Below are 22019 nucleotides of genomic sequence, written 5' to 3' on the forward strand. Positions count from 1 at the left end.
TCGCACGCGGTGTTCGATTGCCGTAGTTCAGCACAGGGGGCCTCATGCGGATCGACCAAGCTCTTCGGTCACTCACGAAGGATTCACGGGCGACGGGCCTCGGCACTGCCTCTCGGGTCGCCGGCCTGCTCTCCGCCGGAGCACTGGCCACCCTCTTCGTCACCGCTACCACCTACGTTCTCGCGGCACACATCGGATCGGGGCCGTTGCTGATCGCAGCCGTCCTGTTCTGCGTCCAACTCCTGTACTCCTTCCCCGGACTCGCGCCGAGGATGCTGCGCGGAAGGAAGCGCGGCCTCATGGCGATGGCCGTGCTCACCTACATCCCCTTCATGCTGTTCGGGAAGGCGTGGCTCGACATGCCGGGCTTCCTGTCCGCCTCGACGCTGCTGGCGCTGCCCGGCGCCCTTTCGTGGCCGCTGGTCGCCGTCGAGATTGCCTCGGCCGACTTCATCGCGGTCCACCTCGGGTTCTCCTTCGACACCATCGCGCTCACCACCACGACCGCCCTCCAGACCGCCCTCATCATCTACGGCTTGTCCCGGTTGAGCGCCATGGTCCGCGAGGCGTACCAATCGCGCGCGGGGCTGACCCAGCTCGCCATCGCCCAGGAACGGCTACGGTTCGCCCGCGACCTGCATGACCAGCTCGGCTACAGCCTCACGGCGATCGCCCTGAAGTGTGAACTCACCCACCGTTTGGTGAGCCACCGGCCTTCTCGCGCGGAGGAGGAACTGGCCGAGGTGCTGCGCCTGGTGCGCCAGACATCGGCCGACGTACGGTGCCTCGCCCGCGGCCACCGCGACAGCACGCTGGCTTCGGAGGCGGCGGCCGCCCGGTCGCTGCTCGAATCGCTGGGCATACGGGCCACGATCGAAATCGACTGCGACGCCCTGCCCCCGACGGTGGACTCGGTGCTGGCGATCGTGCTGCGCGAGGCGCTCACCAACACGTTGGGGCACAGCCATGCCGAAACGGTCACGATCGCCGTGGCACGCACGGACACGGCGGTGCGGTTGAGCGTGGTCAACGACGGTGCGGGCCGGCAGGCCCGGCTCCAGCGCGACGACCGGGACACAGCGATCAGCAGTGGCATTGCGAACCTCACCGCGCGCATCGAGGAACTGGGCGGCCGGCTCACCGCGGGAATGCGCAACGACGACTCCTTCGCCCTGGTCGCCGAGCTCGAACTCCCCGTGCACCGGGGGGAACGGCAGAGGAGGATCACCGCTGCGGCGTGAACTCCGCCCGGGGCCCACGCCCTCTTCTCGCGAGCCGGTGGGTTCCTGACGGCCCCCTCCCGGGACAGGCGGGTGGGCAGCAGACCATGGCACAGGGAGCCGTGGGGCCAGCAATCGCGAGGTCAAGGCATTCTCGACCGAGATGCGCCGGGCACGCCCTAGCTTTGCTCCATGACCACGGGTGCGACACACAGGAACCTGTCGGGGACCGATTCCGACGCGAACCGCAAGCAGACGTCCGGACAGCCGGGCCCACCGCCAGCCGTCCACGTCCGCGGACTGTGCAAACGCTTCGGCGACCAAACCGCCGTGGCCGGCATCGATCTCACCCTCCCCGCCGGCCGCTTCATCGGCCTCGTGGGCCCCAACGGTGCGGGCAAGACGACGACGCTGTCGATGATCACCGGTCTGCTCCGCCCCGACGAGGGCCGGGTCGAGATCGGCGGTCGCGACGTCTGGCAGGACCCTGTCGAGGTCAAGGCCCACATCGGCGTCCTCCCGGAGGGCCTTCGCATGTTCGAGCGCCTCTCCGGCCGCGAACTCCTCCTCTACAACGGTCGCCTCCGTGGCCTCGCCCCCACCGAGGTCGAGCGCCGCAGCACCCAGCTCCTGGACGTTCTCGGCCTCACCGGCTCCCAGCACAAACTCGTCGTCGACTACTCCACCGGCATGCGCAAGAAGATAGGCCTGGCCTGCGCACTGCTCCACAACCCGGAAGTCCTCTTCCTGGACGAGCCGTTCGAGGGCGTCGACCCCGTGTCCGCCCAGAGCATCCGCGGCGTCCTGCAGCGCTACACCGCCTCCGGCGCCACCGTCGTGTTCTCCTCCCACGTCATGGAACTCGTCGAGTCCCTCTGCGACTGGGTCGCGGTGATGTCCGCCGGCCACATCCGCGCCCAGGGCCCCCTCACCGAAGTCCGCGGCGATGCTCCCTCCCTCCAGACCGCCTTCCTGGAACTCGTCGGCGCCCGCGAAACAGCCGACGCCGAGACTCTGAACTGGCTCGGCGGAGGCAGCGACCGATGACCGCACCCACCCCTGCCGCGCTCACCGCCACCTTCGCCCGCCTCAAACTCGCCCTCCTGGTCAACGGCCTGCGCCAGTCCTCCGGCCGCCGCGCCCTCTATCTCGCCTCCCTCGTCCTCGCCCTCCTCTTCGCCGCCGCCCAGATCTTCGGCCTGGTCCTGCTCCGCGGCCACGAGGACGCGACCGTCGTCGTGGTCCTGCTCGCGGGAGTGGTCTCACTGGGCTGGGCCGTGATGCCGCTCTTCCTGGCCACCGGCGGCGACGAGACCCTCGATCCGACCCGGCTCGCCATGCTGCCGCTCGACCCGCGGACCCTGGTCCGCGCTCTGCTCGCCGCGTCCCTGGTCGGCATCGGACCTCTGTACACGCTGTGCGTGCTGCTCGGCTCGGTGATCGCCGTCGCGTACGGACCGGCGGCCTGGACCACAGCCGTCGTCGCCGTACCGCTGACGCTCGTCGTCTGTGTGGCCCTCGCGCGGGCCGTGGCCACCGCCAACACCCGGCTGCTCACCTCCCGTCGTGGCCGCGACCTGGCCGTACTCAGCGGACTGCTGATCGCGATCGGTGCCCAGCTGGTCAGCTTCGGGGCGCAAAGTCTGGGCCGGGCCGGTGACCTGGAAGCGTTGAGGCCTCTCGAAGCGGTGCTGCGGTGGGTGCCGCCGGCGTCCGCGATCGGCGCGGTGGACTCGGCGGCGAGGGGCTCGTACGGGGCCGCAGTGGCCCAGCTCGTCCTCACCGGGCTGCTGCTCCTCCTGCTGCTGGCATGGTGGCGGGGGACGCTCGTCAGGCTGATGACCAGCCCCGACGCATCGACGGTCGCAGCGGCCGGGCCAGGCCGGAAGGGACGGTCGGGCCATGGCGCCACCGGGCCCCGGTGGCTGCCCGGTGGACGGACCGGGACGGTGATGGAGCGATCACTGCGGTACATGCGGCGGGATCCCAAAACCAGGGGGGCCTTGGTCATCGCCCTTGCGATCGGGCTGATCGTGCCCGTCTTCAATGCCCTCCAGGGCCGCGGGACGATCTACCTCGCGTGCTGCGCGCCCGCCATGTTGGGGACGGTCATGTACAACCAGTTCGGCCAGGACCACTCGGGCTTCTGGATGGTGCTCCAGACAATCGGCTCGCCCCGGGACGCCTCCCTCGAACTACGCGGCCGGGCGCTGGCCCTGTCACTGGTCGCTGTCCCCCACTCGATCCTGACGGTCATCGTGACGGCGCTGATGCTCGGCGACATGACTACGGTCCCTGAGTCCATCGGTCTCACCTGCGCATTCCTGGGCTCCGTGCTCGGCACGGGGGCCGTCGCCTCCGTCCGTGCCCCGTACTCCATCCCCCAGGAAGGCAGGAAGAACATCGTCCCTGGCCAGGGCACCATTGCCGCCCTCTCCATCTTCGGCGGCATGATCGCGGGCGTACTCCTCTGCACCCCCGTCATCGCCCTCACCGTATGGCTCCACGCCTCCGGCCAGCCTCTCTTCTGGCTCCTCCTGCCGGTAGGCGCCGCCTGGGGGCTTCTCACGTCCTGCGCAGGCCTGCGCGTGGCCGCCCCGCAGGCGGCCGCGCGCCTCCCGGAAATCCTCACCGCAGTCAGCAAGGGCTGAACCTCCCCCGACGGAAGACCAGCCCGCCGGAGCGGAACCCACCTCACAACCCACGGTCAGCCAGGGGCGCAGAGCACTAGATCCAGCCGGCGTCGCGAGCGATGCGAACCGCGTCAATCCTGTTGCGGGCCCCCAGCTTGGTGACCGCACTGGACAAGTAGTTGCGCACGGTACCGACCGACAGGAAGAGCCGCCCCGCTATCTGGCCGGCCTCCTCGCCCTCCGCGGCGAGCCGTAGCACCTGGAGCTCACGCGGGGCCAGCGGTTCGGGACCGTTCTGCAATGCGTCGAGCGCCAGTTTGGCGTCGACCACCTGGCGCCCCTCGGCGACCGAGCGAATGGCGGCGACGAGCCTGTCCGGTTCTGCGTCCTTGTGCAGAAAGCCGGAGGCTCCCGCGGCCAGTGCCCGGCGGAGGTTGCCCGGACGGTTGAGGTTGGTCAGCATCAGGGTCCTGCACTGCGGCAGTTCCCGCTTCAGCTCCGCGGCGGCCGAGAGGCCGTCCATGCCAGGAAGATCGATGTCCAGGACCGCGACGTCCGGCAGCACGCTCCGGGCCCGCGGCAGGACATCCAGGCCGTCGGACACCTCCGCCACCACGTCGATGTCCGGTTCCATCTCTATCAGCGCCACCAGTGCCTTGCGCAGCATGAGCATGTCTTCTGCAATCAATACGCCGATCATCGGCTTCCCCCAAAAAACAGCCCGCCGCTCATGTACCTGCCGCCCTGAGACAGGCCCTCCTGGCGCGCCGACCGCACCCTTGCCTCCCCGATTCCATGATTCTAATCAGCCAAATCCAGCCACGGGAAAAAATGGAGTCGCAGATCCCACGCGGGTACGGGATCAACCGCGCCCACGGCAAGGCCCTCACCCCGCCTGTTCCTCCAGGACAAGCAGCACTTCGTCCACCAGATCTGCGTCCAGCATGCAGTGCACTGTCGTGTCGGCCGAGTGTGGACTCCCGTCCGCCGACACCAGGCCGGCACCGTCCGGAGTGAACCCGAAACCCGTGAATCCCATGCGCATGCCCTGCCCGATGGCCTTGGTGCAAGCCTCCTTGAGCGTCCACAGCCGCAGCAGTTCCCGGGCACATTCCGAGTCCGTGAGCCGCCCCAGCCACTCCTGTTCCGCCGGGGTGCACAGCAGCCGGCGTACGGATTCGTACGCCAGGTGCCGGTCGAGCGGCTCCAGCCGGTACGCCAGGTCCACCTCGTCCGGCGCGACACCCAGCACCGCGCCGGCGGCGTGCCGGATCAGCAGCCGGGTCGCCACGAACCGGCCCCGGGCCACCGGGTTCCGCAGCAGTCCGGCCCGCTTCCAGTCGTAGGGCCCGAGGTGTTCGCGCACCCAGGGCGCACCGACGTCCGGCGGCAGCCAGCCGGCCCACTCACCGTGCGCGAGAGCGGTACCGTGGGCGGCCATGTCACCGACCAGCCGCGTCCAGGGGGCTGATGAGGGTCCCGGAACCTCGACCGGGGCACCGAGTGCGCCCCTCACGGGCGCCCTGCCGCGGACAGGTCAGGTGGGACGTGTCCCTCGCACCGCGCGGGCCTGAGCTCCTGGCCGCGCATGTCGTAACCGCGCCCCTCGTGCCGTCGCTCCACCGCCTCGTCCAGCACGTCGGCCACGGTCCCGGCGGGCAGTTCCGGCAGCCCCGGGAGGCAGAGGCGGTGGCCGAGCCGGTGCGGTGCGAGCGTGAGCCAGGTGGGTTGACCGGCGAAGGTGGCACCGGACGCGGCGAACTCCCAGCTCACCAAGGCAGCTCCAGCCGCTGCCAGATGGACGTACCGGTCGGTCAGTGAGTAGAGGGCCGGGCCCGGCGGTACCGGACGGCCGTCGCGGGCGAGGGCGTGTATCCGGTCCCGCAGCCGCCTGAACTCCGTCACGAAAGCGCGGGCCAGGGTGTGCAGGACCGTGCCGTACGTCCCGGAGGCGGGCCGGTCCAGCACTCGACGGGCACCGTGCACCAGGGCGGCGGCCAGGGTGTCGTCACCACCCGCCACGGCAAGCGCCCTGAGTTCCAGGGACGGCATCGCCCCGGCATCCCGGGTGAAGAGGTCGGCCGGCGGCTCAGGCGCTGTGAACCACGACCGGTCGGCCAGCCAGTGCGGTTGGGGTCCCAGGACCGCCTGGCAGCCGGCGGTGCCGACGGGGCCGAGTCCTGCGGCCGGCATGTCCCGCAGCAGTTTGAACAGCTGCCCGGCACCGTCGTCGGCGGTCCCGGTCGCAGCACCGAGGATTCCCGCGAGATCCTCCAAGACGTCCCGGACGACCTCCGGGCCAGGTACTTCCCGGCAGCGGATGCCAAATGCGCGCTTCGGGAAGCGAGATGAAGGGCACGTAGCCCACCCCCCGGGGGTCCCGCAGCACGGTGCCCACCGCGGTCCGCAGCACAGTGTCGGCACCCGCGACCAGAGCACCCGCCACCGACGTCCGGCTGAGCTGAAAGGTCTGCAGGGCGAGCCTCCCGCCCTGCCCCTCGTGCCGACCAGTGCCTCCTCGCCGACGACATGTCGGTCCAGAGCCGTCCCGCCGACGTACCCACCGCGCAGCCCGTGCACCGAGCGGCGCCCCAGCAGTCGGTCGCCACCGCCCTCTTCCCATACGGTCCGGTCGAGCGCCAGCACGCACAACTAGCCGGAGCCGCGCGGAGTGGCGTTGCGGGCGTACACCGTGAACAGTTCGGCACGGTCGGCGTTCATGACGACGTCCTTTCGCCCGTCGACGACAAACCGGCCGCCCTCCCGCCAAACTGTCATCTCCCCGTGGTACAGGGCGTTTCCTCGACTGGATGCATGGTGCACGATCGCGGCACGGCCGCCCGTACGGAGCAGGTTCGCCATGCCGCCACGTTGTCCGGAGCTGCCCGCCGCCCACACCGGCAACGCGGCGAACAGTGAGGTGACGCCGTATCCGAACCCCACCGATAAGTCGCGCCGGAACACCGGTGCAAGGACGGCGGCCAGCTCATCGGCACGCGCCAGCCGACCTCCCCGACCGGTCGGCACGGACTCGGCACCGAGTCCGAACCGCCCGAGCACCTCCTCGGCCGCCTCGTGCCGCTCTCCCCTGCCTTCGGCACCGAGCAGGGCACCCAGCCCGGTGGGGTTGCCGGAGTCGTACGGGTCTCCGAGCAGCGTCTCCAGCAGGTCGGCCCGGGCGAAACCGCCCCCCGGGCCCACTCCCGGGCAATTCTCGTGCCGGCCCGGGTCTTCACACACCTCTGGTCCCGGCCCACTTCGTTGCCGACCGTCATCCGCTCTCCGCTTGGCCGTGTCCCACACACACGTACAACGGCCGCAGCTCGCCCGCCAGACGCATCTCCAGCATCACGGGCCTGCGCACCTTCCCGCTCGTCGGGCGGCGCACCGTGCCTGGCCGGACCAGCACGACCTCTCAACGCTCATCCTGAACCCGTCACGCGGAGTCGCCCGCACGGTATCTGCGAGCCGAGCGGGCTCGGTGCACCTCTGACTCACCACGTAGACCACCACGACCCGCTCATCGGCCGAAGGCGTAGCGACGGCGAAGACGGCGGCGGACACCCACGAGCAGACAACCGAGCACCGCCACCGCCATGGCAGGCCCATTCAGGGCGAGTTCTCCATAGCGAATACGACTCTTCCGCTTGCCGTGAAGATGGATCACCGCAATCCTGCCCGGCTGGTCCGACGCATGCGCCTCCACGACCGCCTCCGGCATTGCGCACGGCTCCGTCGAGTCTTGAACAGCCATCTGGGCAGGAACTCGAATGCCACTCGGCCAGGCACCGTGAATCGCCTCGGTTCGAATGGAGACTCGATTTGAGGTTCCCCTCGTGGCGTGGAGTCGTTGCCCGGAGAGGTAGTTGAGGGTCATGACTCAGAAGCGCCGGAAGTTCGATGCCGAGTTCCGCGAGGGGGTGGTTCGGATCGTGAGTGAGACGGGGAAGTCGGTGGGCGAGGTCGCGGAGGACCCGGGGATCAACGAGACGACCTTGGCCAGCGGAGAACACCGTCGCGGAGATCATGGCCGAGCTCGGCCTGCAAGGGCGCAAGCCGCCGGGGTGGCGGAAGTCGCTGACCCGGCAGGGCAAGCACAGGGCGGCCCTGACCTGGTGCACCGTCGTTTCGACGCGATCGCTCCGGACCTGCTCTCGTACGGCGACATGACCGAGGTCGAGACCGCCGAGGGCAAGATCTAACCATGCTCATCCCGCACAACCCGGGTTTGTGCCGCTGGCTGGAGCAATCCAACTTGACCGCGTCTGCACCGTGGCCGTCATGTGCCTCAACGCCAGCGGTGTCCCCGTCGTCCCGACCCGCGACCAGGTCACTGCGCTCGCCCAGAAGCCGTACGCCCCACGCTGCACCGCGGCCGCGGTGCCACAAAGACAGACGAGTCGGGCTGTACGCCGGGTACGGCCCACCTCGGATTCCTACGCGTCGGCGCCTCCCCTGAAGTCAGCTGGAGGAAACCGGCAGCACATCCGGTGACAGCGCCCCGGCCTGTGCCGACGCGCTCGTCATGTGCCTTCGGTGATGGCGCCGGCACAGCACCTCGTACCCCACCGCCTCCGCCGGATGGTCCACGTCACCGACCACGACCTGCTCGCCCTCGACGACCATCTCGCCGCCCACCGTGCGCGCGTTGTGCGTGGCCCGCGCCCCGCACCAGCACATCGCCTCGACCTGCAAGGTCTCCAGCCGGTCCGCCAGCTCGATCAACCGCTGCGAGCCGGGGAACAGCCGCGTACGGAAGTCCGTCATGATCCCGAACGCGAAGACGTTCAGGTCCAGGTCGTCCACGATCCGCGCCAACTGGTCGATCTGGTCCGGCGCGAGGAACTGCGCCTCGTCCACGATCACGTAATCGACCCGGCCGCCCCGCGACAGCTGATCCACCACGTACCCGTACAGATCCAGCCCAGGACGCGCCTCGACGGCCTCGGTCACCAGCCCGAGCCGCGACGACAACTTGCCCTCGCCCGCCCGGTCGTCGCGCGTGAAGATCACACCCTGGAGGCCCCGCGCCGACCGGTTATGCCCAATCTGGAGCGCCAAAGTGCTCTTTCCGCAGTCCATCGTTCCGGAGAAGAACACCAGCTCGGGCATGGGGGGTCGCGGACCTTTCGGGGGGCGTGCGGAGTCGGGGGCGCCGGCAGAGGGGCGTACGGCTAGGAGCGTACTTCGAGGAGGGGGACGAGCTGCTCCACAGGGGTCATGGAGCCGTGCATGCCGACCAGCGAGGACTCCTTGGGCTCGCGCTCCGAGGCGATGATCGCGACGTCGTCGTGCGCGGCGGCGATGACGTCACCGAGGCGCTCGTACACACGTTGATCAATGTGTGGACCGAACCACCCCGCCGCGATCGCCTCGTCGCGGGAGGCGACCCAGAACTGTTCGCCGAGCACCTCGCGCCACACGGTCAGGACGTCGTTCACGGCGCCGGGCACCGCGTAGACATGGCGGGCGCGGCCCTCGCCGCCGAGGTGGGCGACGCCGGCGCGCAGCTCCCAGTCCTCGTCGAAGTCGATGCGGGAGGCGTCGTCGAAGGGGATGTCGAGCATGCCGTGGTCGGCGGTGACGTACAGGGCGCTGCGCGGCGGCAGCTGCTCGGCGAGACGCTGGGCGAGCCGGTCGACGTACATGAGCTGGCCGCGCCAGGCGTCGGAGTCGACGCCGAAGCGGTGGCCCTTGCCGTCCACTTCCGCGTAGTACGTATAGACCAAGGACCGGTCGCCCGCCGCCAGTTGCTGAGCGGCGAGGTCCATGCGGTCCTCTCCGGAGAGCTTGCCCCGGAAGGAACCGCCGCTCAGGGCGATCTTGGTGAGCGGAGTGTTCTCGAAGGTCGGGGACGACACCTGGGCGGTGTGCACGCCCGCGTCGTGGGCCTGCTGGAAGACCGTCGGGTAGGGCTGCCACTTGCGCGGGTCGGTCCAGGGGATCCAGCGGAGCTGGTTCATCAGCTCGCCGGTGGCGGGGTCGCGCACGGTGTAGCCGGGCAGGCCGTGGGCGCCGGGCGGCAGGCCCGTGCCGACCGACGCGAGCGAGGTCGCGGTGGTGGCGGGGAAGCCCGCGGTGATGGGCTGCCCTGTGCCGCCCCGCGAGCTGTGCAGGAGCGAGGTCAGGAAGGGGGCTTCGGCCGGATGTGCCTTGAGCTGTTCCCAGCCCAGGCCGTCGATCAGGAAGACGCAGTTCCGGTCGGCGGGGGCGAGTTCCGCGATGGCCGGTGCTTCGTAGCCCGGCACGCCCTGGTGGGCGACGAGTGTGGGCAGCAGGTCGGCGAGCGAGCCGGAGCCGTACGCGGGCACGGGGGCCGTGTCGAGGGCGATCGGTTCCACGTCGTCCCAGGCGGGCAGCGACATCAGCGAGCGGTCTCCGCGGTCGCCTCGGACAGGGCCTGGGCGAAGGCGAGGGTCTGCCGGACGGCGTCGGGGCCGTCCCCGGCCTCGCTGACGCGCAGGCTCAGGTCGTCGGCGGTCGAGCTGCCGGTGTAGCCGTGGTCCGCCTCGCAGTTGGGGTCGCCGCAGGCCGCGGGCTCCAGGTCGATGCGGGAGACGGCGCCCCATCCGATGGTCAGGACGACCTCGCGGGGCGGCGTGCCCGGAACGTACTTCTCCGGGTTGGCGACGACGCGGCTGAGGACGACCGAGGAGATCCGGCCGATCTTGACCGACTCCGTGGAGGTCGTCGCGTACGGCGTCGGGGACGTGCTGTCCGCCGCCTGCTCGTCGGTGTGGCTGACGATGAAGCGCGTGCCGGTCAGGACGAGGACCGTGACGTGCCGGCGCACTTCGTTGGCGTCGAACGTCGTCTCCTGGTGGACCAGGTACGACCCGATGGCCTCGCCGCCGATCGCGGCCTCCACCGCCTCGGCCACGAGGGCCGGGTAGTAGCCGCTGCGCTCGATCGCCGCGCGCAGCCCCTGGGTCGTCGTACCGGTCTTTGCCATGCCGTCCATCCTACGGCCCGGCGCGGGGCGCACGGTGCCCCATGGCCGCCCCTGTGCCCGGAAGGCGCGCTTCAGTATCCCGGGAGCGTACGCGGGCCGAGATCGTCGCGGACGGGCGGGGGCGCGAGCCGGAGGGAGGCGCCGAGCACGGAGAGGCCGCGCTGGGCGACGACCACGGGCTCCAGGGAGACGCCGACCACTTCGGGGTGGTCGTCGACGAGCCGGGAGACCCGCTGGAGCAGCTCTTCGAGCGCCCGGGTGTCGACGGGCGCCGAGCCGCGCCAGCCGAACAGGAGCGGCGCGGTCCGGATGGATCTGATCAGGGAGGCGGCCTCCCGGTCGGTGACCGGGATGAGGCGGTGGGCGGTGTCGCCGAGCAGTTCGGAGGCGGCGCCCGCGAGCCCGAAGGAGAGCACCGCTCCGGCCGCCGGGTCGATGACGGCGCGCACGACGGTGTCGACGCCGCGCGGCGCCATGCCCTGGACGACGGGCCGCAGCTCGGCGGGTTTGCCGAACGCGTTGATCAACTCTTGATACGCCCGCCGCAGCTGCTCCTCGTCGGCGAGGTCGAGCCGGACCCCGCCGAGGTCGGCACGGTGGCGCAGATGGGGGGCGGTGGTCTTCAGGGCCACGGGGTAGCCGAGCGTGCGCGCGGCGTGCGCGGCCGCGTCCGGGTCGGGGGCGGGGAGGGCACGTCGTACGCGGATGCCGTACCGCCTGAGCAGTTCGTGGGCGTCGGCCTGGGCGAGGGTGGCACCGCGCGGGTCGCCCTCCTGGGCCAGCAGCTCCGTGATGCGCTCGGCGGCCCCGCTCTCGTCGATGTCGTCGTACTCGTGCACCTTGCCGGGCTCGGCGGCCTCGCGGCGCCACTGGGCGTACTTGACGGCTTCGGAGAGGGCGCGGACGGCTCGCTCGGCGGCGGGGTAGGCCGGGATGCGGTACTGCTCCGCGGGGGGTTCGGCCGCCCCCGGTGCGGCGCCCGGCCGCTCCGCGGAGGGTTCGGCCACCCCCGGTGCGGCGCCCGGCGGCGTCTCGCCCCCGGCCGTGGGCACGGGCCGCGCGGGGGCGACCGGGTCGGCGCGGTCGGCGGTGCCGGGCTCCTTCGGCGGGGCGCCCGGCCGGGTGCTGGTCGCGGCGGACAGGGCCTCGGCGAGCCCGCCCAGCTCGACGTGGACGACGGCCACCGGCTTCGCCGGGCACCCCTCAGCGGCGGCCCGCAGCTCCGTGGCCAGTGTCTCGGGGTCGGCGGCGACCCCGTCCTCGCGCACCCAGGGAATGGCGTTGACGATCACCGCGTCGCAGCCGTCGTCGGACAGCGCCTCGGCGAGCGCGGCCCGGAAGTCGGCCGGCGTGGCCCCGGTCGTGAGGTCGCGGGGCGGCAGCGGACGCAGCCCGTCGGCGACACACGCGTCGTACGTGAGGAGCCCCAGCGACTCGGAGTTGCCGAGGATACCCACCCGGGGGCCGGACGGCAGCGGCTGCCCCGCGAGCAGCAGCCCCGCGTCGACCATCTCGGTGACGGTGTCCACACGGATGACGCCCGCCTGGCGCAGCAGCGCCGACACCGTGGCGTGCGGCAGGCGCGTGGCCTGGACCGCGTGTCCCGTGGGCGTGATTCCGCTGTGCCGGGCGCCCTGCACCACGACGAGCGGCTTGGCGGTCGCGGCCCGGCGCGCGAGGCGGGTGAACTTGCGGGGATTGCCGATGGTCTCCAGGTACATCAAGGCGATGTCGGTGTCCGGGTCCTCGTACCAGTACTGAAGGAGGTCGTTCCCGGAGACGTCGGCGCGGTTTCCGGAGCCGACGAACGTGGACAGGCCCGCGCCCCGTCGGTGCAGACCGGACAGCAGCGCGATGCCGATGGCGCCGGACTGGGTGAACAGACCGATGCGCCCGCGCGCGGGAGGCTCGGGAGCGAGCGAGGCGTTGAGCCGCGTACGGGGGGATGTGTTGATGACACCGAAGGCGTTCGGTCCGATGATGCGCATGCCGTACGACCGCGCCCGGCGCACCAGTTCACGCTGTCGCTCGCGGCCCTCCGCGCCGCTCTCGCCGTACCCGGCGGAGAGCACCACAAGGCCCTGCACCCCGCGCTCACCGCACTCGGCGACGACCTGGGGCACCCGGTCGGCGGGTACGGCGATCACGGCGAGGTCCACGGGCTCCTCGATGGCCGCCACGGAGCGGTGCGCGGGTACCCCGTCGACCTCGGCGCCTTCGTCGTACGCGCTGTTCACCGCGTACAGGCGGCCGGTGAAGCCGGCCTCCTGGAGGTTGCGCAGCACGCTGCGGCCCACGCCGCCGGAGGTGCGGGCCACGCCGATCACCGCGACCGAACCCGGCGTCAGGAGCCGCTGTACCGAGCGCCCCTCGGCGCGCTGCTCGCGGGCGCGCTGCACGGCGAGCGAGCGGTCGGTCGGCTCCAGGTCGAACTCAAGGCGGACGACGCCGTCTTCGAAGCTGCGCTTCTGCTGGTAGCCCGCGTCCGTGAACACCTTGATCATCTTGGTGTTGGCGGGCAGCACCTCGGCGGCGAAGCGCCGGATACCGCGCTCCCTGGCGACCGCCGCGATGTGTTCGAGGAGCGTGGAGGCCACGCCCCGGCCCTGGTGGGCGTCCTGCACGAGGAAGGCGACCTCGGCCTCGTCGGCGGGCGCGCTGGCGGCCATGCCGCGCTCGTCGATGCGGTCGTAGCGCACGGTGGCGATGAACTCACCGCCCACCGTGGCCGCGAGACCCACCCGGTCGACCTGGTCGTGGTGCGTGAAGCGGTGCACGTCCTTGGCGGACAGCCGCGGGTAGGGCGCGAAGAAGCGGTAGTACTTCGACTCGTCCGAGACCTGCTCGTAGAAGCTGACCAGGCGGTCGGCGTCCTCGGCCGTGATGGGCCTGATCCGGGCGGTGCCTCCGTCGCGCAGCACCACATCGGCTTCCCAGTGCGACGGGTGGTCGTGCCGGTCCTGCCGATGCCGATCCTGCTGATCCGACGGGGTCTGCATGGGGCCAGGGTACGGGTCGCGGGGCCGCTCGGGCCGGGGCAGGCTGGGAGAGGCCGAAGGCGGCCGACGGAGCACCCGTGACGGCATGAGACAATGGTCTAGACAAGTGTGAGACACCTGGAAGGGCAGCAACACATGGCTGAGCGCCGCGTCAACGTCGGCTGGGCCGAGGGCCTTCACGCCCGACCCGCCTCCATCTTCGTCCGCGCGGCCACGGCCGCCGGCGTCCCCGTGACGATCGCCAAGGCCGACGGCAACCCGGTCAACGCCGCCTCGATGCTGGCGGTGCTCGGCCTGGGCGCCCAGGGCGGCGAGGAGATCGTGCTCGCCTCCGACGCCGAGGGCGCGGACGCCGCCCTCGACCGTCTGGCGAAGCTGGTCGCGGAGGGCCTTGAGGAGCTCCCGGAGACGGTCTGAACCGCCACGCAGCACCCTTCGAAGGGCCCACCCTGGAACACGGGGTGGGCCCTTCGATTTATCTGCCACTCATCCGGCGAATGCGGCGCCTGAATTCGGGCAGCACAGACAACCGCCCGGAATTGGCTTTACCAAAGCCCCCTCCTCACGGCTCTCTTTGTATACGGCGCCCACGTTAATTCGGCAGGCCCGCCGTGTTTACGGCATGTTGCACATTGCTCACACGGCTGCCCCGCGATGAATGGCGCAATCGATGCGCGGCTGTCGCCCGGTCCGTGTGCCCCGCGGTGAGCGCCCTGGCCCGTTCCGCGTCCCCGCGGGCGACCGCGTCGACGATCGCCGCGTGCTCGGACCAGGAGTCGACCGGCGCGACCGGGGCCTCGACGACGTACATCCAGGCGGTCTTGCGCCGGAGCTGGGTGAGCAGCGCGATCAGCCCGGGGCTGCCGGAGGCCTGGGCGAGCGTCTCGTGGAACCAGCCGCCCAGCGAGCGCAGATCCTCCCCCTGCCCCCTCCTCGAGCGCTCAAGGCCCAGTCTGACGAGACCGCGCAGGACCTTCAGATGCGCGTCGGTGCGGCGCTGGGCGGCGCGGGCCGCGGCGAGCGGCTCCAGCAGCATGCGCAGCTCCAGGAGGTCGGCGGCCTCCTGCTGCGTGGGCTCGGCGACGCAGGCGCCCGCGTGTCTGCGCGTGACGACGAAGCCCTCGGCCTCCAGGGTGCGCAGGGCCTCGCGCACGGGAACGCGGGAGACGCCGTAGCGGCGCGCGAGAACCTCCTCGGTGAGCCGGCCGCCTCTTTCGTGGGCACCGGAGACAATGTCGTCCCGGATGGCCGTGCACACCGAATGCGCGGGAATACGCATGTCCGGACCTCCGCCTTAATCCCCGCGAAACGCGGTCGACCGACGCTCGTTCGGTGACTCTATTGCAGAGCTTCGGAATTTCCGATGGCGGGCCGGAATCCATGGATATCTTTTGGCCAAAGGCGGGCGGGTGGCCGAAGGCAGCGGGCCGGGGAAACGACGAAGGCCCCGGCTCGGGAGAGCCGGGGCCTTCGGTGAGGCGCGAAGGGTCAGACGTTGACGCCGTGCGAGCGGAGGTACGTCACGGGGTTGATGTCCGAGCCGTACTCCGGGCCGGTGCGGGCCTCGAAGTGGAGGTGGGGGCCACTGGAGTTGCCGGTGGAGCCCGAGAGGCCTATCTGCTGGCCCGGAGTGACCGTCTGACCGACGGTGACGCCGAGGGAGTTCAGGTGGCCGTACTGGGTGTACGTGCCGTCGTTCATCTTGATGACGACGTTGTTGCCGTAGGCGCCGCCCCAGCCGGCCTCGACGACGGTGCCGGAGCCGACCGCGTGGACCGGAGTGCCGGACGCGGCGTGGAAGTCCACGCCGGTGTGGCTGCCGGAGGACCACATGGCACCGCCGGTCTGGTAGCCCGTGGAGACGTACGAGCCGGAGATCGGGGAGACGTAGGTGTTCAGGCGCTTGCGCTCGGCCTCGCGGGCGGCGCGCTCCTTGGCCTCGCGCTCCTTCTTGGCCTTCGCCTTGGCGTCGGCCTCAGCCTTGCGCTTGTCCTCGGCGGCCTTCTTCTTGGCGGCCGCTTCGGCCATCTTGGCGGCGGCCGCGTCGTCGGCCGCCTGCCGCTGCGCGGCGGCCTGCGCGTCGATGCTCTCGGCGAGCGAGTCGCCTACGGAGATCGCCTGCGTGAGTCCCATGTGCTCGACGGCCGCGTCGTCGGCGGCGGCCAGCGCCGGAGCGGCCAGGCCTCCGATGACGCCGGTCGTGGTGAGCGCGGCGACACCCGCGACGTTCGCGGAGGTGCGGGTGAGGCGGCTGGGACGACGGTGCTTCCCGGTGGCACGGGTGAACGCCATGAAGCGGCTGATCCTTTCCTTCCTTCTCGCCTACCGGGTTAGCTGACGGGTTCGGAGCAGGAAGGTCTCCTACGAGTCCCTCGCCTGACGGCAAGGTGCCCGATTCACCCCAGGGGACATGTGGGTCCCCGGCTCCCCTGGCTCGCGCCGTACGGGGACTCGGCGATGACTGTCCGGTGCCGCGGATGCGACGTACTGCGTGACGAACAGCCGGATCGAAGCTAAGCGCGCCTGCTTTCAATCGACAAACACAACGCCACTTTTGTTGCGCACGCCACACGGCAGACAGGCAACCTCCATACGAATTCGGGCATATGAGGACCCCGGCGGCCGTAACGGTCACCGGGGTCCGATATGTCCTGACTGTCGCTCAGTCCGTCACCGCTGACGGTGCCCGGCCGGCACTCAGCCGCTGACCACGCTCACTTCACCGATGCCGAGCGCCCTGACGGGCTCCTCGATCTGCGCGGCGTCGCCGACGAGGATCGTCACCAGGTGGTCCTCCGGGAAGGCGCTCACGACGGCCGCGGTGGCCTCCACGGTGCCGGTCGCGGCCAACCGGCGGTACAGCTGCGCCTGGAAGTCGTCCGGGAGGTTCTGCTCGACCTGGTCGGCGAGCGTGGCCGCCACGGAGGCGGCCATCTCGTACTTGAGCGGGGCCACACCCACCAGGTTCTGCACCGCCACGTCGCGCTCGGCGTCGGTCAGACCCTCCGCGGCGAGGGTGCGCAGGACGTTCCAGAGGTCGTCCAGCGCGGGCCCCGTGGAGGCCGTGTCGACCGATCCGCTGATGGCGAGCATCGCGGCGCCCGTACCGTCCGGCGCGGAGCGCAGGACCTGGCTGAACGCGCGTACGCCGTAGGTGTATCCCTTCTCCTCGCGCAGGACGCGGTCCAGGCGGGAGGTGAGGGTGCCGCCCAGGCAGTACGTGCCGAGGACCTGGGCGGGCCAGACGCGGTCGTGCCGGTCCGGGCCGACGCGGCCGATCAGCAGCTGCGTCTGCACGGCTCCGGGACGGTCCACGATGACCACGCGGCCCGTGTCGTCGGCGGTCACCGCGGGCACCGGACGCGGCTCGGCCGTGCCGCCCGTCCAGGTGCCGACGGTGTCCGCCAGGACGGCGTCCAGGTCGGTGCCCGTGAGGTCGCCGACGACCACCAGGGTGGCCGTCGCGGGGCGGACGTGCTTCTCGTAGAAGGCGCGCACCGCCGCCGAGTCGATGGCCGTGACCGTCTCCTCGCTGCCCTGGCGGGGACGGGACATGCGCGAGCTCGCCGGGAACAGCTGCTTGGACAGCTCCTTGGCGGCGCGGCGCGCCGGGTTGGCGGCCTCGTGCGGGATCTCGTCCAGGCGGTTGCGTACGAGACGTTCGATCTCGCTGTCCGCGAAGGCGGGGGCGCGCAGGGCGTCGGAGAGCAGACCGAGCGCCTTCGGGAGGCGGGAGACGGGGACTTCGAGGGAGACGCGGACACCGGGGTGGTCGGCGTGCGCGTCCATCGTGGCGCCGCAGCGGTCCAGCTCTGCGGCGAACTCCTCGGCGGAGTGCTTGTCGGTGCCTTCGTTGAAGGCCCTCGCCATGATCGTGGCGACGCCGTCGAGGCCCTCCGGCTCGGCGTCCAACGGCGCCTCCAGGTGGACCTCCACCGCGACGACCTGCTGGCCGGGGCGGTCGCAGCGCAGCACCGTGAGGCCGTTGGGCAGCGCGCCGCGCTCGGGGGCGGGGAAGGCCCACGGCTTGGCCGTGCCGGCCTCGGGCTGTGGGTGGAACTGCATCGTCGCGGCCTCGCTCACTTCGCCGCCTCCTCATCCTCTTCGATCTCGGCGCCGGCGAGTCCGTCGATGCCGGTCCCTTCGGCGACGGTCTCTTCGATCTCCTCGGCGGCCGTCACGGGCTCGTACACGAGCACCGCGCGGTTGTCGGGGCGCAGGCGGGCCTTCGCGACCTCCTGGACCTCCTGGGCGGTGACGTCGAGGACGCGCTGCACGGCGGTGAGGGCGAGCTGCGGGTCGCCGAACAGGACCGCGTACCGGCACAGTTCGTCCGCGCGGCCCGCGACCGTGCCGAGCCGGTCGAGCCACTCGCGCTCCAGCTGGGCCTGGGCGCGCTCCATCTCCTCCGGAGTGGGGCCCTCCGCGGCGAAGCGGGCGAGCTCCTCGTCGACGGCCGCCTCGATGACCGGCACCTCGACGTCACCGGAGGTCTTCACGTCCAGCCAGCCCAGCGAGGGGGCACCGGCCAGGCGCAGCAGGCCGAAGCCCGCGGCGACGGCGGTGCGGTCGCGGCGCACGAGCCGGTTGTAGAGCCGGGAGGAATCGCCGCTGCCGAGGACGGTCAGCGCCAGGTCCGCCGCGTCGCACGCGCGCGTGCCGTCCTCCGGGAGGCGGTAGGCGGCCATCAGCGCGCGGGCCGGGACCTCCTCCTCGACGACCTCGCGGAGCTCCTCGCCGATGCGCTCCGGGAGGGAGCCGTCACGCGGCGGCTGCTTGCCGTCGTGCGAGGGGATCGACCCGAAGTACTTCTCGATCCAGGCGAGCGTCCGCTCCGGGTCGATGTCGCCGACGACCGACAGGACGGCGTTGTTGGGCGCGTAGTACGTGCGGAAGAAGTCGCGCGCGTCCTCCAGAGTGGCCGCGTCCAGGTCGGCCATGGAGCCGATCGGCGTGTGGTGGTAGGGGTGGCCCTCCGGGTAGGAGAGCGCGGTCAGCTTCTCGAAGGCCGTGCCGTACGGGACGTTGTCGTAGCGCTGACGGCGTTCGTTCTTGACGACGTCGCGCTGGTTCTCCATGGACTCGTCGTCGAGCGCGGACAGCAGTGAGCCCATCCGGTCGGCTTCGAGCCACAGGGCCAGCTCCAGCTGGTGGGCGGGCATCGTCTCGAAATAGTTGGTGCGCTCGAAGCTCGTCGTGCCGTTGAGCGAGCCGCCCGCTCCCTGGACCAGCTCGAAGTGGCCGTTGCCGTGCACCTGCTTCGATCCCTGGAACATCAGGTGCTCGAAGAGGTGAGCCAGGCCGGTACGCCCCTTGACCTCGTGGCGGGAGCCGACGTCGTACCAGAGGCAGACCGCGGCGACCGGGGTCAGGTGGTCCTCGGAGAGCACCACGCGCAGGCCATTGGCCAGCCGGTGCTCGGTCGCTGTCAGGCCGCCGGAGCCGGCCTCGGCTGTGGCCGTGTGACCCATGGGCATGTACGTCCCTTCGATCGCTGGATCATGGTGATCATCGCTGGACCAGAACAATTGCTGCCAGTCCTGCCACTGTATGCAAGCGTGCGGACACCTGGCGAAGTTCCCCGGTCCGCCCACGGCATAGTCCCGCGTCGGCATAGTCCCGCGTCGGCGCCGGTCCCGCCTCGGCGCGGTCCCGAGTGACGCCACCGCACGGGTCGTGGTCGGCGTTGTCAGTGGGACAGTCCACAATGGTCGGCGTCAGATCCCGCACTTGTTGGTGAAGGAGCCGCAGCAGCGATGGCCCGCCGCAGCACGAAAACCCCGCCGCCCGACGACTCGTTCGAGGAGAAGATCCTCGACATCGACGTCGTCGACGAGATGCAGGGCTCCTTCCTCGAGTACGCGTATTCGGTCATCTACTCCCGGGCCCTGCCGGACGCCCGCGACGGCATGAAGCCGGTGCACCGCAGGATCGTCTACCAGATGAACGAGATGGGTCTGCGCCCCGACCGCGGCTATGTGAAGTGCGCCCGTGTCGTCGGCGAGGTCATGGGTAAGTTGCACCCGCACGGCGACGCGTCGATCTACGACGCCCTGGTGCGCATGGCCCAGCCCTTCTCGATGCGCCTCCCGCTGGTGGACGGCCACGGCAACTTCGGCTCACTCGGCAACGACGACCCGCCGGCCGCCATGCGGTACACCGAGTGCAAGATGGCCGACGCCACCTCCCTGATGACGGAGTCGATCGACGAGAACACCGTCGACTTCGAGCCGAACTACGACGGCCAGGAGATGGAGCCGTCGGCACTCCCCGCGGCCTACCCGAACCTCCTGGTCAACGGCGCGTCGGGCATCGCGGTCGGCATGGCGACGAACATGCCGCCGCACAACCTCGGCGAGGTCATCGCCGCGGCCCGCCACCTCATCAAGCACCCGGGGGCCGACCTCGAGACACTGATGAAGTACGTGCCGGGCCCCGACCTGCCCACGGGCGGCAGGATCGTCGGCCTGAACGGCATCAAGGACGCGTACGACTCCGGCCGCGGCTCCTTCAAGATCCGGGCGACGGTCACCGTGGAGAACGTGACGGCACGCCGCAAGGGCATCGTCGTCACCGAACTGCCCTTCTCCGTAGGCCCCGAGAAGGTCATCGCCAAGATCAAGGACCTGGTCGGCGCGAAGAAGCTCCAGGGCATCGCCGACGTCAAGGACCTCACCGACCGCTCGCACGGCCTGCGCCTGGTCATCGAGATCAAGAACGGCTTCGTCCCGGAGGCCGTCCTGGAACAGCTGTACAAACTGACGCCGATGGAGGAGTCCTTCGGCATCAACAACGTGGCGCTGGTGGACGGCCAGCCCCTCACCCTCGGCCTCAAGGAGCTCCTGGAGGTCTATCTCGACCACCGCTTCAACGTGGTGCGCCGCCGCAGCGAGTTCCGCCGCGGCAAGAAGCGCGACCGCCTGCATCTGGTCGACGGCCTGCTGATCGCGCTCCTGGACATCGACGAGGTCATCCGCCTCATCCGGTCCAGCGACAACTCCGCGCAGGCCAAGGAGCGCCTGATCGGACGCTTCTCGCTGAGCGACATCCAGACGCAGTACATCCTGGACACCCCGCTGCGCCGGCTGACCAAGTTCGACCGCATCGAGCTGGAGACCGAGCGCGACAGGCTCAACGGCGAGATCGACGAGCTGACCGGCATCCTGGAGTCGGACGCCGAGCTGCGCAAGCTGGTCTCCTCGGAACTGGCCGCCGTCGCCAAGAAGTTCGGCACGGACCGGCGTACGGTGCTCCTGGAGTCGGCGGGTTCCCCCGCCGCGACGGTCTCGCTCCAGGTGGCGGACGACCCGTGCCGCGTACTCCTGTCGTCGACGGGCCTGCTGGCACGCACGGCCAACGGCGACCCCTTCACGGACAGCGAGACCAAACGCGTCAAGCACGACGCCATCGTCTCGGCGGTGCCTGCCACGGCGCGCGGCGAGGTGGGAGCGGTCACGTCCCTGGGCAGGCTGCTGCGCCTCTCCGTAGTGGACCTGCCGCAGCTCCCGGAGACGATGGGCGCGCCCAACCTCTCCGGAGGAGCGCCGGTCTCGGAGCTGCTTCCGCTGACCGGGGACGAGAAGCTCATCTGCCTGATGACGCTCGACGAGTCCTCACCGGGCCTGGCGCTCGGCACCGAGCAGGGCGTGGTCAAGCGTGTGGTGCCGGACTATCCGACCAACAAGGAGGAGTTGGAGGTCGTCACCCTCAAGGACGGTGACCGGATCGTCGGCGCGGCCGAGCTGCGCACCGGCGAGGAGGACCTGGTCTTCATCACGGACGACGCCCAGCTGCTGCGCTACCAGGCCTCCCAGGTGCGCCCCCAGGGCCGTCCCGCGGGCGGCATGACGGGCATCAAGCTCGCCGACGGCGCGAAGGTCATCTCCTTCACGGCGGTGGACCCGGCGGTGGACGCGGTCGTCTTCACGGTGGCGGGCTCGCGCGGCACGCTCGACGACTCGGTGCAGACGACGGCCAAGCTCACGCCGTTCGACCAGTACCCCCGCAAGGGCCGCGCCACGGGTGGTGTGCGCGTCCAGCGGTTCCTGAAGGGCGAGGACTGCCTGAGCATCGCCTGGGCGGGCCCGACACCGCCGCGCGCGGCCCAGCGCAACGGCGCGCCGGCCGAGCTGCCGGAGATCGACCCGCGCCGCGACGGCTCGGGGGTCTCGCTCGCGAAGCCGGTGGCGGCGGTGGCGGGCCCGGTGTAGCCCGG

At 70.9% G+C, this 22019-nt stretch carries 19 protein-coding genes, 1 pseudogene and 1 riboswitch; of the genes and pseudogenes, 7 read left to right on the forward strand and 13 right to left on the reverse strand.

Translation table 11 applies throughout. From position 1 onward, the window contains the following. Positions 1-44 precede the first annotated feature (44 nt). From ACWDZ7_RS20090 to ACWDZ7_RS20100, 3 genes are all read left to right on the forward strand, one after another. A complete protein-coding gene (locus ACWDZ7_RS20090; RefSeq protein WP_451798570.1) occupies positions 45-1241 on the forward strand; it encodes a sensor histidine kinase in 1197 nt (398 codons plus the stop codon). A 171-nt stretch (positions 1242-1412) separates the two neighbouring features. After that, positions 1413-2267 (forward strand): ABC transporter ATP-binding protein, encoded by an 855-nt coding sequence (locus tag ACWDZ7_RS20095; RefSeq protein WP_451798571.1) that lies wholly within the window; start codon positions 1413-1415, stop codon positions 2265-2267. Then, complete coding sequence (locus ACWDZ7_RS20100) at positions 2264-3871, forward strand: transporter (protein ID WP_451798572.1); 1608 nt, start codon at positions 2264-2266, stop codon at positions 3869-3871. Before ACWDZ7_RS20095 ends, ACWDZ7_RS20100 begins: the two co-directional genes overlap by 4 nt. Positions 3872-3947: 76 nt before the next feature. Here the strand turns inward: ACWDZ7_RS20100 and ACWDZ7_RS20105 are convergent, their stop codons facing one another. The 5 genes from ACWDZ7_RS20105 to ACWDZ7_RS20125 all read right to left on the reverse strand — a co-directional run bounded on the left by ACWDZ7_RS20105 (position 3948) and on the right by ACWDZ7_RS20125 (position 7574). Continuing rightward, the gene (locus tag ACWDZ7_RS20105) at positions 3948-4553 is read right to left on the reverse strand and encodes a response regulator transcription factor (protein ID WP_451798574.1); all 606 of its coding nucleotides are present in this window, start codon (positions 4551-4553) and stop codon (positions 3948-3950) included. A gap of 186 nt (positions 4554-4739) precedes the next feature. Further along, positions 4740-5294 (reverse strand): 4'-phosphopantetheinyl transferase family protein, encoded by a 555-nt coding sequence (locus ACWDZ7_RS20110; protein ID WP_451798576.1) that lies wholly within the window; start codon positions 5292-5294, stop codon positions 4740-4742. Positions 5295-5365: 71 nt separating this feature from the next. Next, positions 5366-6130 (reverse strand): hypothetical protein, encoded by a 765-nt coding sequence (locus ACWDZ7_RS20115; protein WP_451798578.1) that lies wholly within the window; start codon positions 6128-6130, stop codon positions 5366-5368. Positions 6131-6505: 375 nt separating this feature from the next. Then, positions 6506-7054, reverse strand: a complete 549-nt coding sequence (locus ACWDZ7_RS20120; RefSeq protein ID WP_451798579.1) for a hypothetical protein — start codon at positions 7052-7054, stop codon at positions 6506-6508. Between the two features lie 319 nt (positions 7055-7373). Beyond that, positions 7374-7574 carry a hypothetical protein gene (locus ACWDZ7_RS20125; protein WP_451798581.1) on the reverse strand — a complete coding sequence of 67 codons (201 nt, stop codon included), beginning with the start codon at positions 7572-7574 and terminating at the stop codon, positions 7374-7376. Positions 7575-7728: 154 nt separating this feature from the next. Between ACWDZ7_RS20125 and ACWDZ7_RS20130 the strand changes: the two are divergent. Beyond that, positions 7729-7839 (forward strand): annotated as a pseudogene (locus ACWDZ7_RS20130) (transposase); the annotation flags it as partial. A gap of 78 nt (positions 7840-7917) precedes the next feature. Beyond that, positions 7918-8055, forward strand: coding sequence for a hypothetical protein (locus tag ACWDZ7_RS20135; protein ID WP_451798725.1), 138 nt, complete (start codon positions 7918-7920; stop codon positions 8053-8055). Positions 8056-8314: 259 nt separating this feature from the next. Here ACWDZ7_RS20135 and ACWDZ7_RS20140 read toward each other — a convergent pair whose 3' ends face one another. The 4 genes from ACWDZ7_RS20140 to ACWDZ7_RS20155 form a co-directional block, all read right to left on the reverse strand. After that, the gene (locus ACWDZ7_RS20140) at positions 8315-8965 is read right to left on the reverse strand and encodes a thymidine kinase (protein WP_451798582.1); all 651 of its coding nucleotides are present in this window, start codon (positions 8963-8965) and stop codon (positions 8315-8317) included. A gap of 62 nt (positions 8966-9027) precedes the next feature. Beyond that, positions 9028-10218: an alkaline phosphatase family protein gene (locus ACWDZ7_RS20145; RefSeq protein WP_451798583.1), complete on the reverse strand. Its 1191-nt coding sequence runs from the start codon at positions 10216-10218 to the stop codon at positions 9028-9030. Further along, the gene (locus ACWDZ7_RS20150; protein ID WP_451798584.1) at positions 10218-10805 is read right to left on the reverse strand and encodes a DUF5998 family protein; all 588 of its coding nucleotides are present in this window, start codon (positions 10803-10805) and stop codon (positions 10218-10220) included. Before ACWDZ7_RS20150 ends, ACWDZ7_RS20145 begins: the two co-directional genes overlap by 1 nt. 71 nt (positions 10806-10876) lie before the next feature. After that, positions 10877-13804 (reverse strand): bifunctional acetate--CoA ligase family protein/GNAT family N-acetyltransferase, encoded by a 2928-nt coding sequence (locus tag ACWDZ7_RS20155; RefSeq protein WP_451798585.1) that lies wholly within the window; start codon positions 13802-13804, stop codon positions 10877-10879. A gap of 135 nt (positions 13805-13939) precedes the next feature. Between ACWDZ7_RS20155 and ACWDZ7_RS20160 the strand changes: the two genes are divergently transcribed. Next, positions 13940-14221 carry an HPr family phosphocarrier protein gene (locus tag ACWDZ7_RS20160; RefSeq protein ID WP_030021209.1) on the forward strand — a complete coding sequence of 94 codons (282 nt, stop codon included), beginning with the start codon at positions 13940-13942 and terminating at the stop codon, positions 14219-14221. 175 nt (positions 14222-14396) lie between these two features. On the opposite strand, the gene ACWDZ7_RS20165 is transcribed toward ACWDZ7_RS20160, so the two are convergent. The 4 genes from ACWDZ7_RS20165 to ACWDZ7_RS20180 all read right to left on the reverse strand — a co-directional run bounded on the left by ACWDZ7_RS20165 (position 14397) and on the right by ACWDZ7_RS20180 (position 19275). Further along, a complete protein-coding gene (locus tag ACWDZ7_RS20165) occupies positions 14397-15083 on the reverse strand; it encodes a GntR family transcriptional regulator (RefSeq protein WP_451798586.1) in 687 nt (228 codons plus the stop codon). A gap of 209 nt (positions 15084-15292) precedes the next feature. Further along, positions 15293-16096, reverse strand: a complete 804-nt coding sequence (locus ACWDZ7_RS20170) for a M23 family metallopeptidase (RefSeq protein ID WP_451798588.1) — start codon at positions 16094-16096, stop codon at positions 15293-15295. Between the two features lie 12 nt (positions 16097-16108). After that, positions 16109-16271, reverse strand: a riboswitch (cyclic di-AMP (ydaO/yuaA leader). A gap of 230 nt (positions 16272-16501) precedes the next feature. Further along, positions 16502-17887: a M16 family metallopeptidase gene (locus tag ACWDZ7_RS20175; RefSeq protein ID WP_451798590.1), complete on the reverse strand. Its 1386-nt coding sequence runs from the start codon at positions 17885-17887 to the stop codon at positions 16502-16504. Then, positions 17884-19275 carry a M16 family metallopeptidase gene (locus ACWDZ7_RS20180; protein WP_451798710.1) on the reverse strand — a complete coding sequence of 464 codons (1392 nt, stop codon included), beginning with the start codon at positions 19273-19275 and terminating at the stop codon, positions 17884-17886. The genes ACWDZ7_RS20175 and ACWDZ7_RS20180 overlap by 4 nt, the downstream gene beginning before the upstream one ends. A gap of 285 nt (positions 19276-19560) precedes the next feature. Between ACWDZ7_RS20180 and ACWDZ7_RS20185 the strand changes: the two genes are divergently transcribed. After that, positions 19561-22014 (forward strand): DNA gyrase/topoisomerase IV subunit A, encoded by a 2454-nt coding sequence (locus tag ACWDZ7_RS20185; RefSeq protein ID WP_451798591.1) that lies wholly within the window; start codon positions 19561-19563, stop codon positions 22012-22014. The last annotated feature ends 5 nt before the right edge of the window (positions 22015-22019 follow it).

This window comes from Streptomyces sp. NPDC003032 (assembly GCF_053591415.1).

Excerpts from the sequence above, each read along its gene's own strand:
- ACWDZ7_RS20090 (WP_451798570.1), top strand. The coding sequence starts at position 45 with ATGCGGATCGACCAAGCTCTTCGGTCACTCACGAAGGATTCACGGGCG.
- ACWDZ7_RS20095 (WP_451798571.1), top strand. The coding sequence starts at position 1,413 with ATGACCACGGGTGCGACACACAGGAACCTGTCGGGGACCGATTCCGAC.
- ACWDZ7_RS20100 (WP_451798572.1), top strand. The coding sequence starts at position 2,264 with ATGACCGCACCCACCCCTGCCGCGCTCACCGCCACCTTCGCCCGCCTC.
- ACWDZ7_RS20105 (WP_451798574.1), bottom strand. The coding sequence starts at position 4,553 with ATGATCGGCGTATTGATTGCAGAAGACATGCTCATGCTGCGCAAGGCA.
- ACWDZ7_RS20110 (WP_451798576.1), bottom strand. The coding sequence starts at position 5,294 with ATGGCCGCCCACGGTACCGCTCTCGCGCACGGTGAGTGGGCCGGCTGG.
- ACWDZ7_RS20125 (WP_451798581.1), bottom strand. The coding sequence starts at position 7,574 with ATGCCGGAGGCGGTCGTGGAGGCGCATGCGTCGGACCAGCCGGGCAGG.
- ACWDZ7_RS20140 (WP_451798582.1), bottom strand. The coding sequence starts at position 8,965 with ATGCCCGAGCTGGTGTTCTTCTCCGGAACGATGGACTGCGGAAAGAGC.
- ACWDZ7_RS20145 (WP_451798583.1), bottom strand. The coding sequence starts at position 10,218 with ATGTCGCTGCCCGCCTGGGACGACGTGGAACCGATCGCCCTCGACACG.
- ACWDZ7_RS20150 (WP_451798584.1), bottom strand. The coding sequence starts at position 10,805 with ATGGCAAAGACCGGTACGACGACCCAGGGGCTGCGCGCGGCGATCGAG.
- ACWDZ7_RS20155 (WP_451798585.1), bottom strand. The coding sequence starts at position 13,804 with ATGCAGACCCCGTCGGATCAGCAGGATCGGCATCGGCAGGACCGGCAC.
- ACWDZ7_RS20160 (WP_030021209.1), top strand. The coding sequence starts at position 13,940 with ATGGCTGAGCGCCGCGTCAACGTCGGCTGGGCCGAGGGCCTTCACGCC.
- ACWDZ7_RS20165 (WP_451798586.1), bottom strand. The coding sequence starts at position 15,083 with ATGCGTATTCCCGCGCATTCGGTGTGCACGGCCATCCGGGACGACATT.
- ACWDZ7_RS20170 (WP_451798588.1), bottom strand. The coding sequence starts at position 16,096 with ATGGCGTTCACCCGTGCCACCGGGAAGCACCGTCGTCCCAGCCGCCTC.
- ACWDZ7_RS20180 (WP_451798710.1), bottom strand. The coding sequence starts at position 19,275 with ATGGGTCACACGGCCACAGCCGAGGCCGGCTCCGGCGGCCTGACAGCG.
- ACWDZ7_RS20185 (WP_451798591.1), top strand. The coding sequence starts at position 19,561 with ATGGCCCGCCGCAGCACGAAAACCCCGCCGCCCGACGACTCGTTCGAG.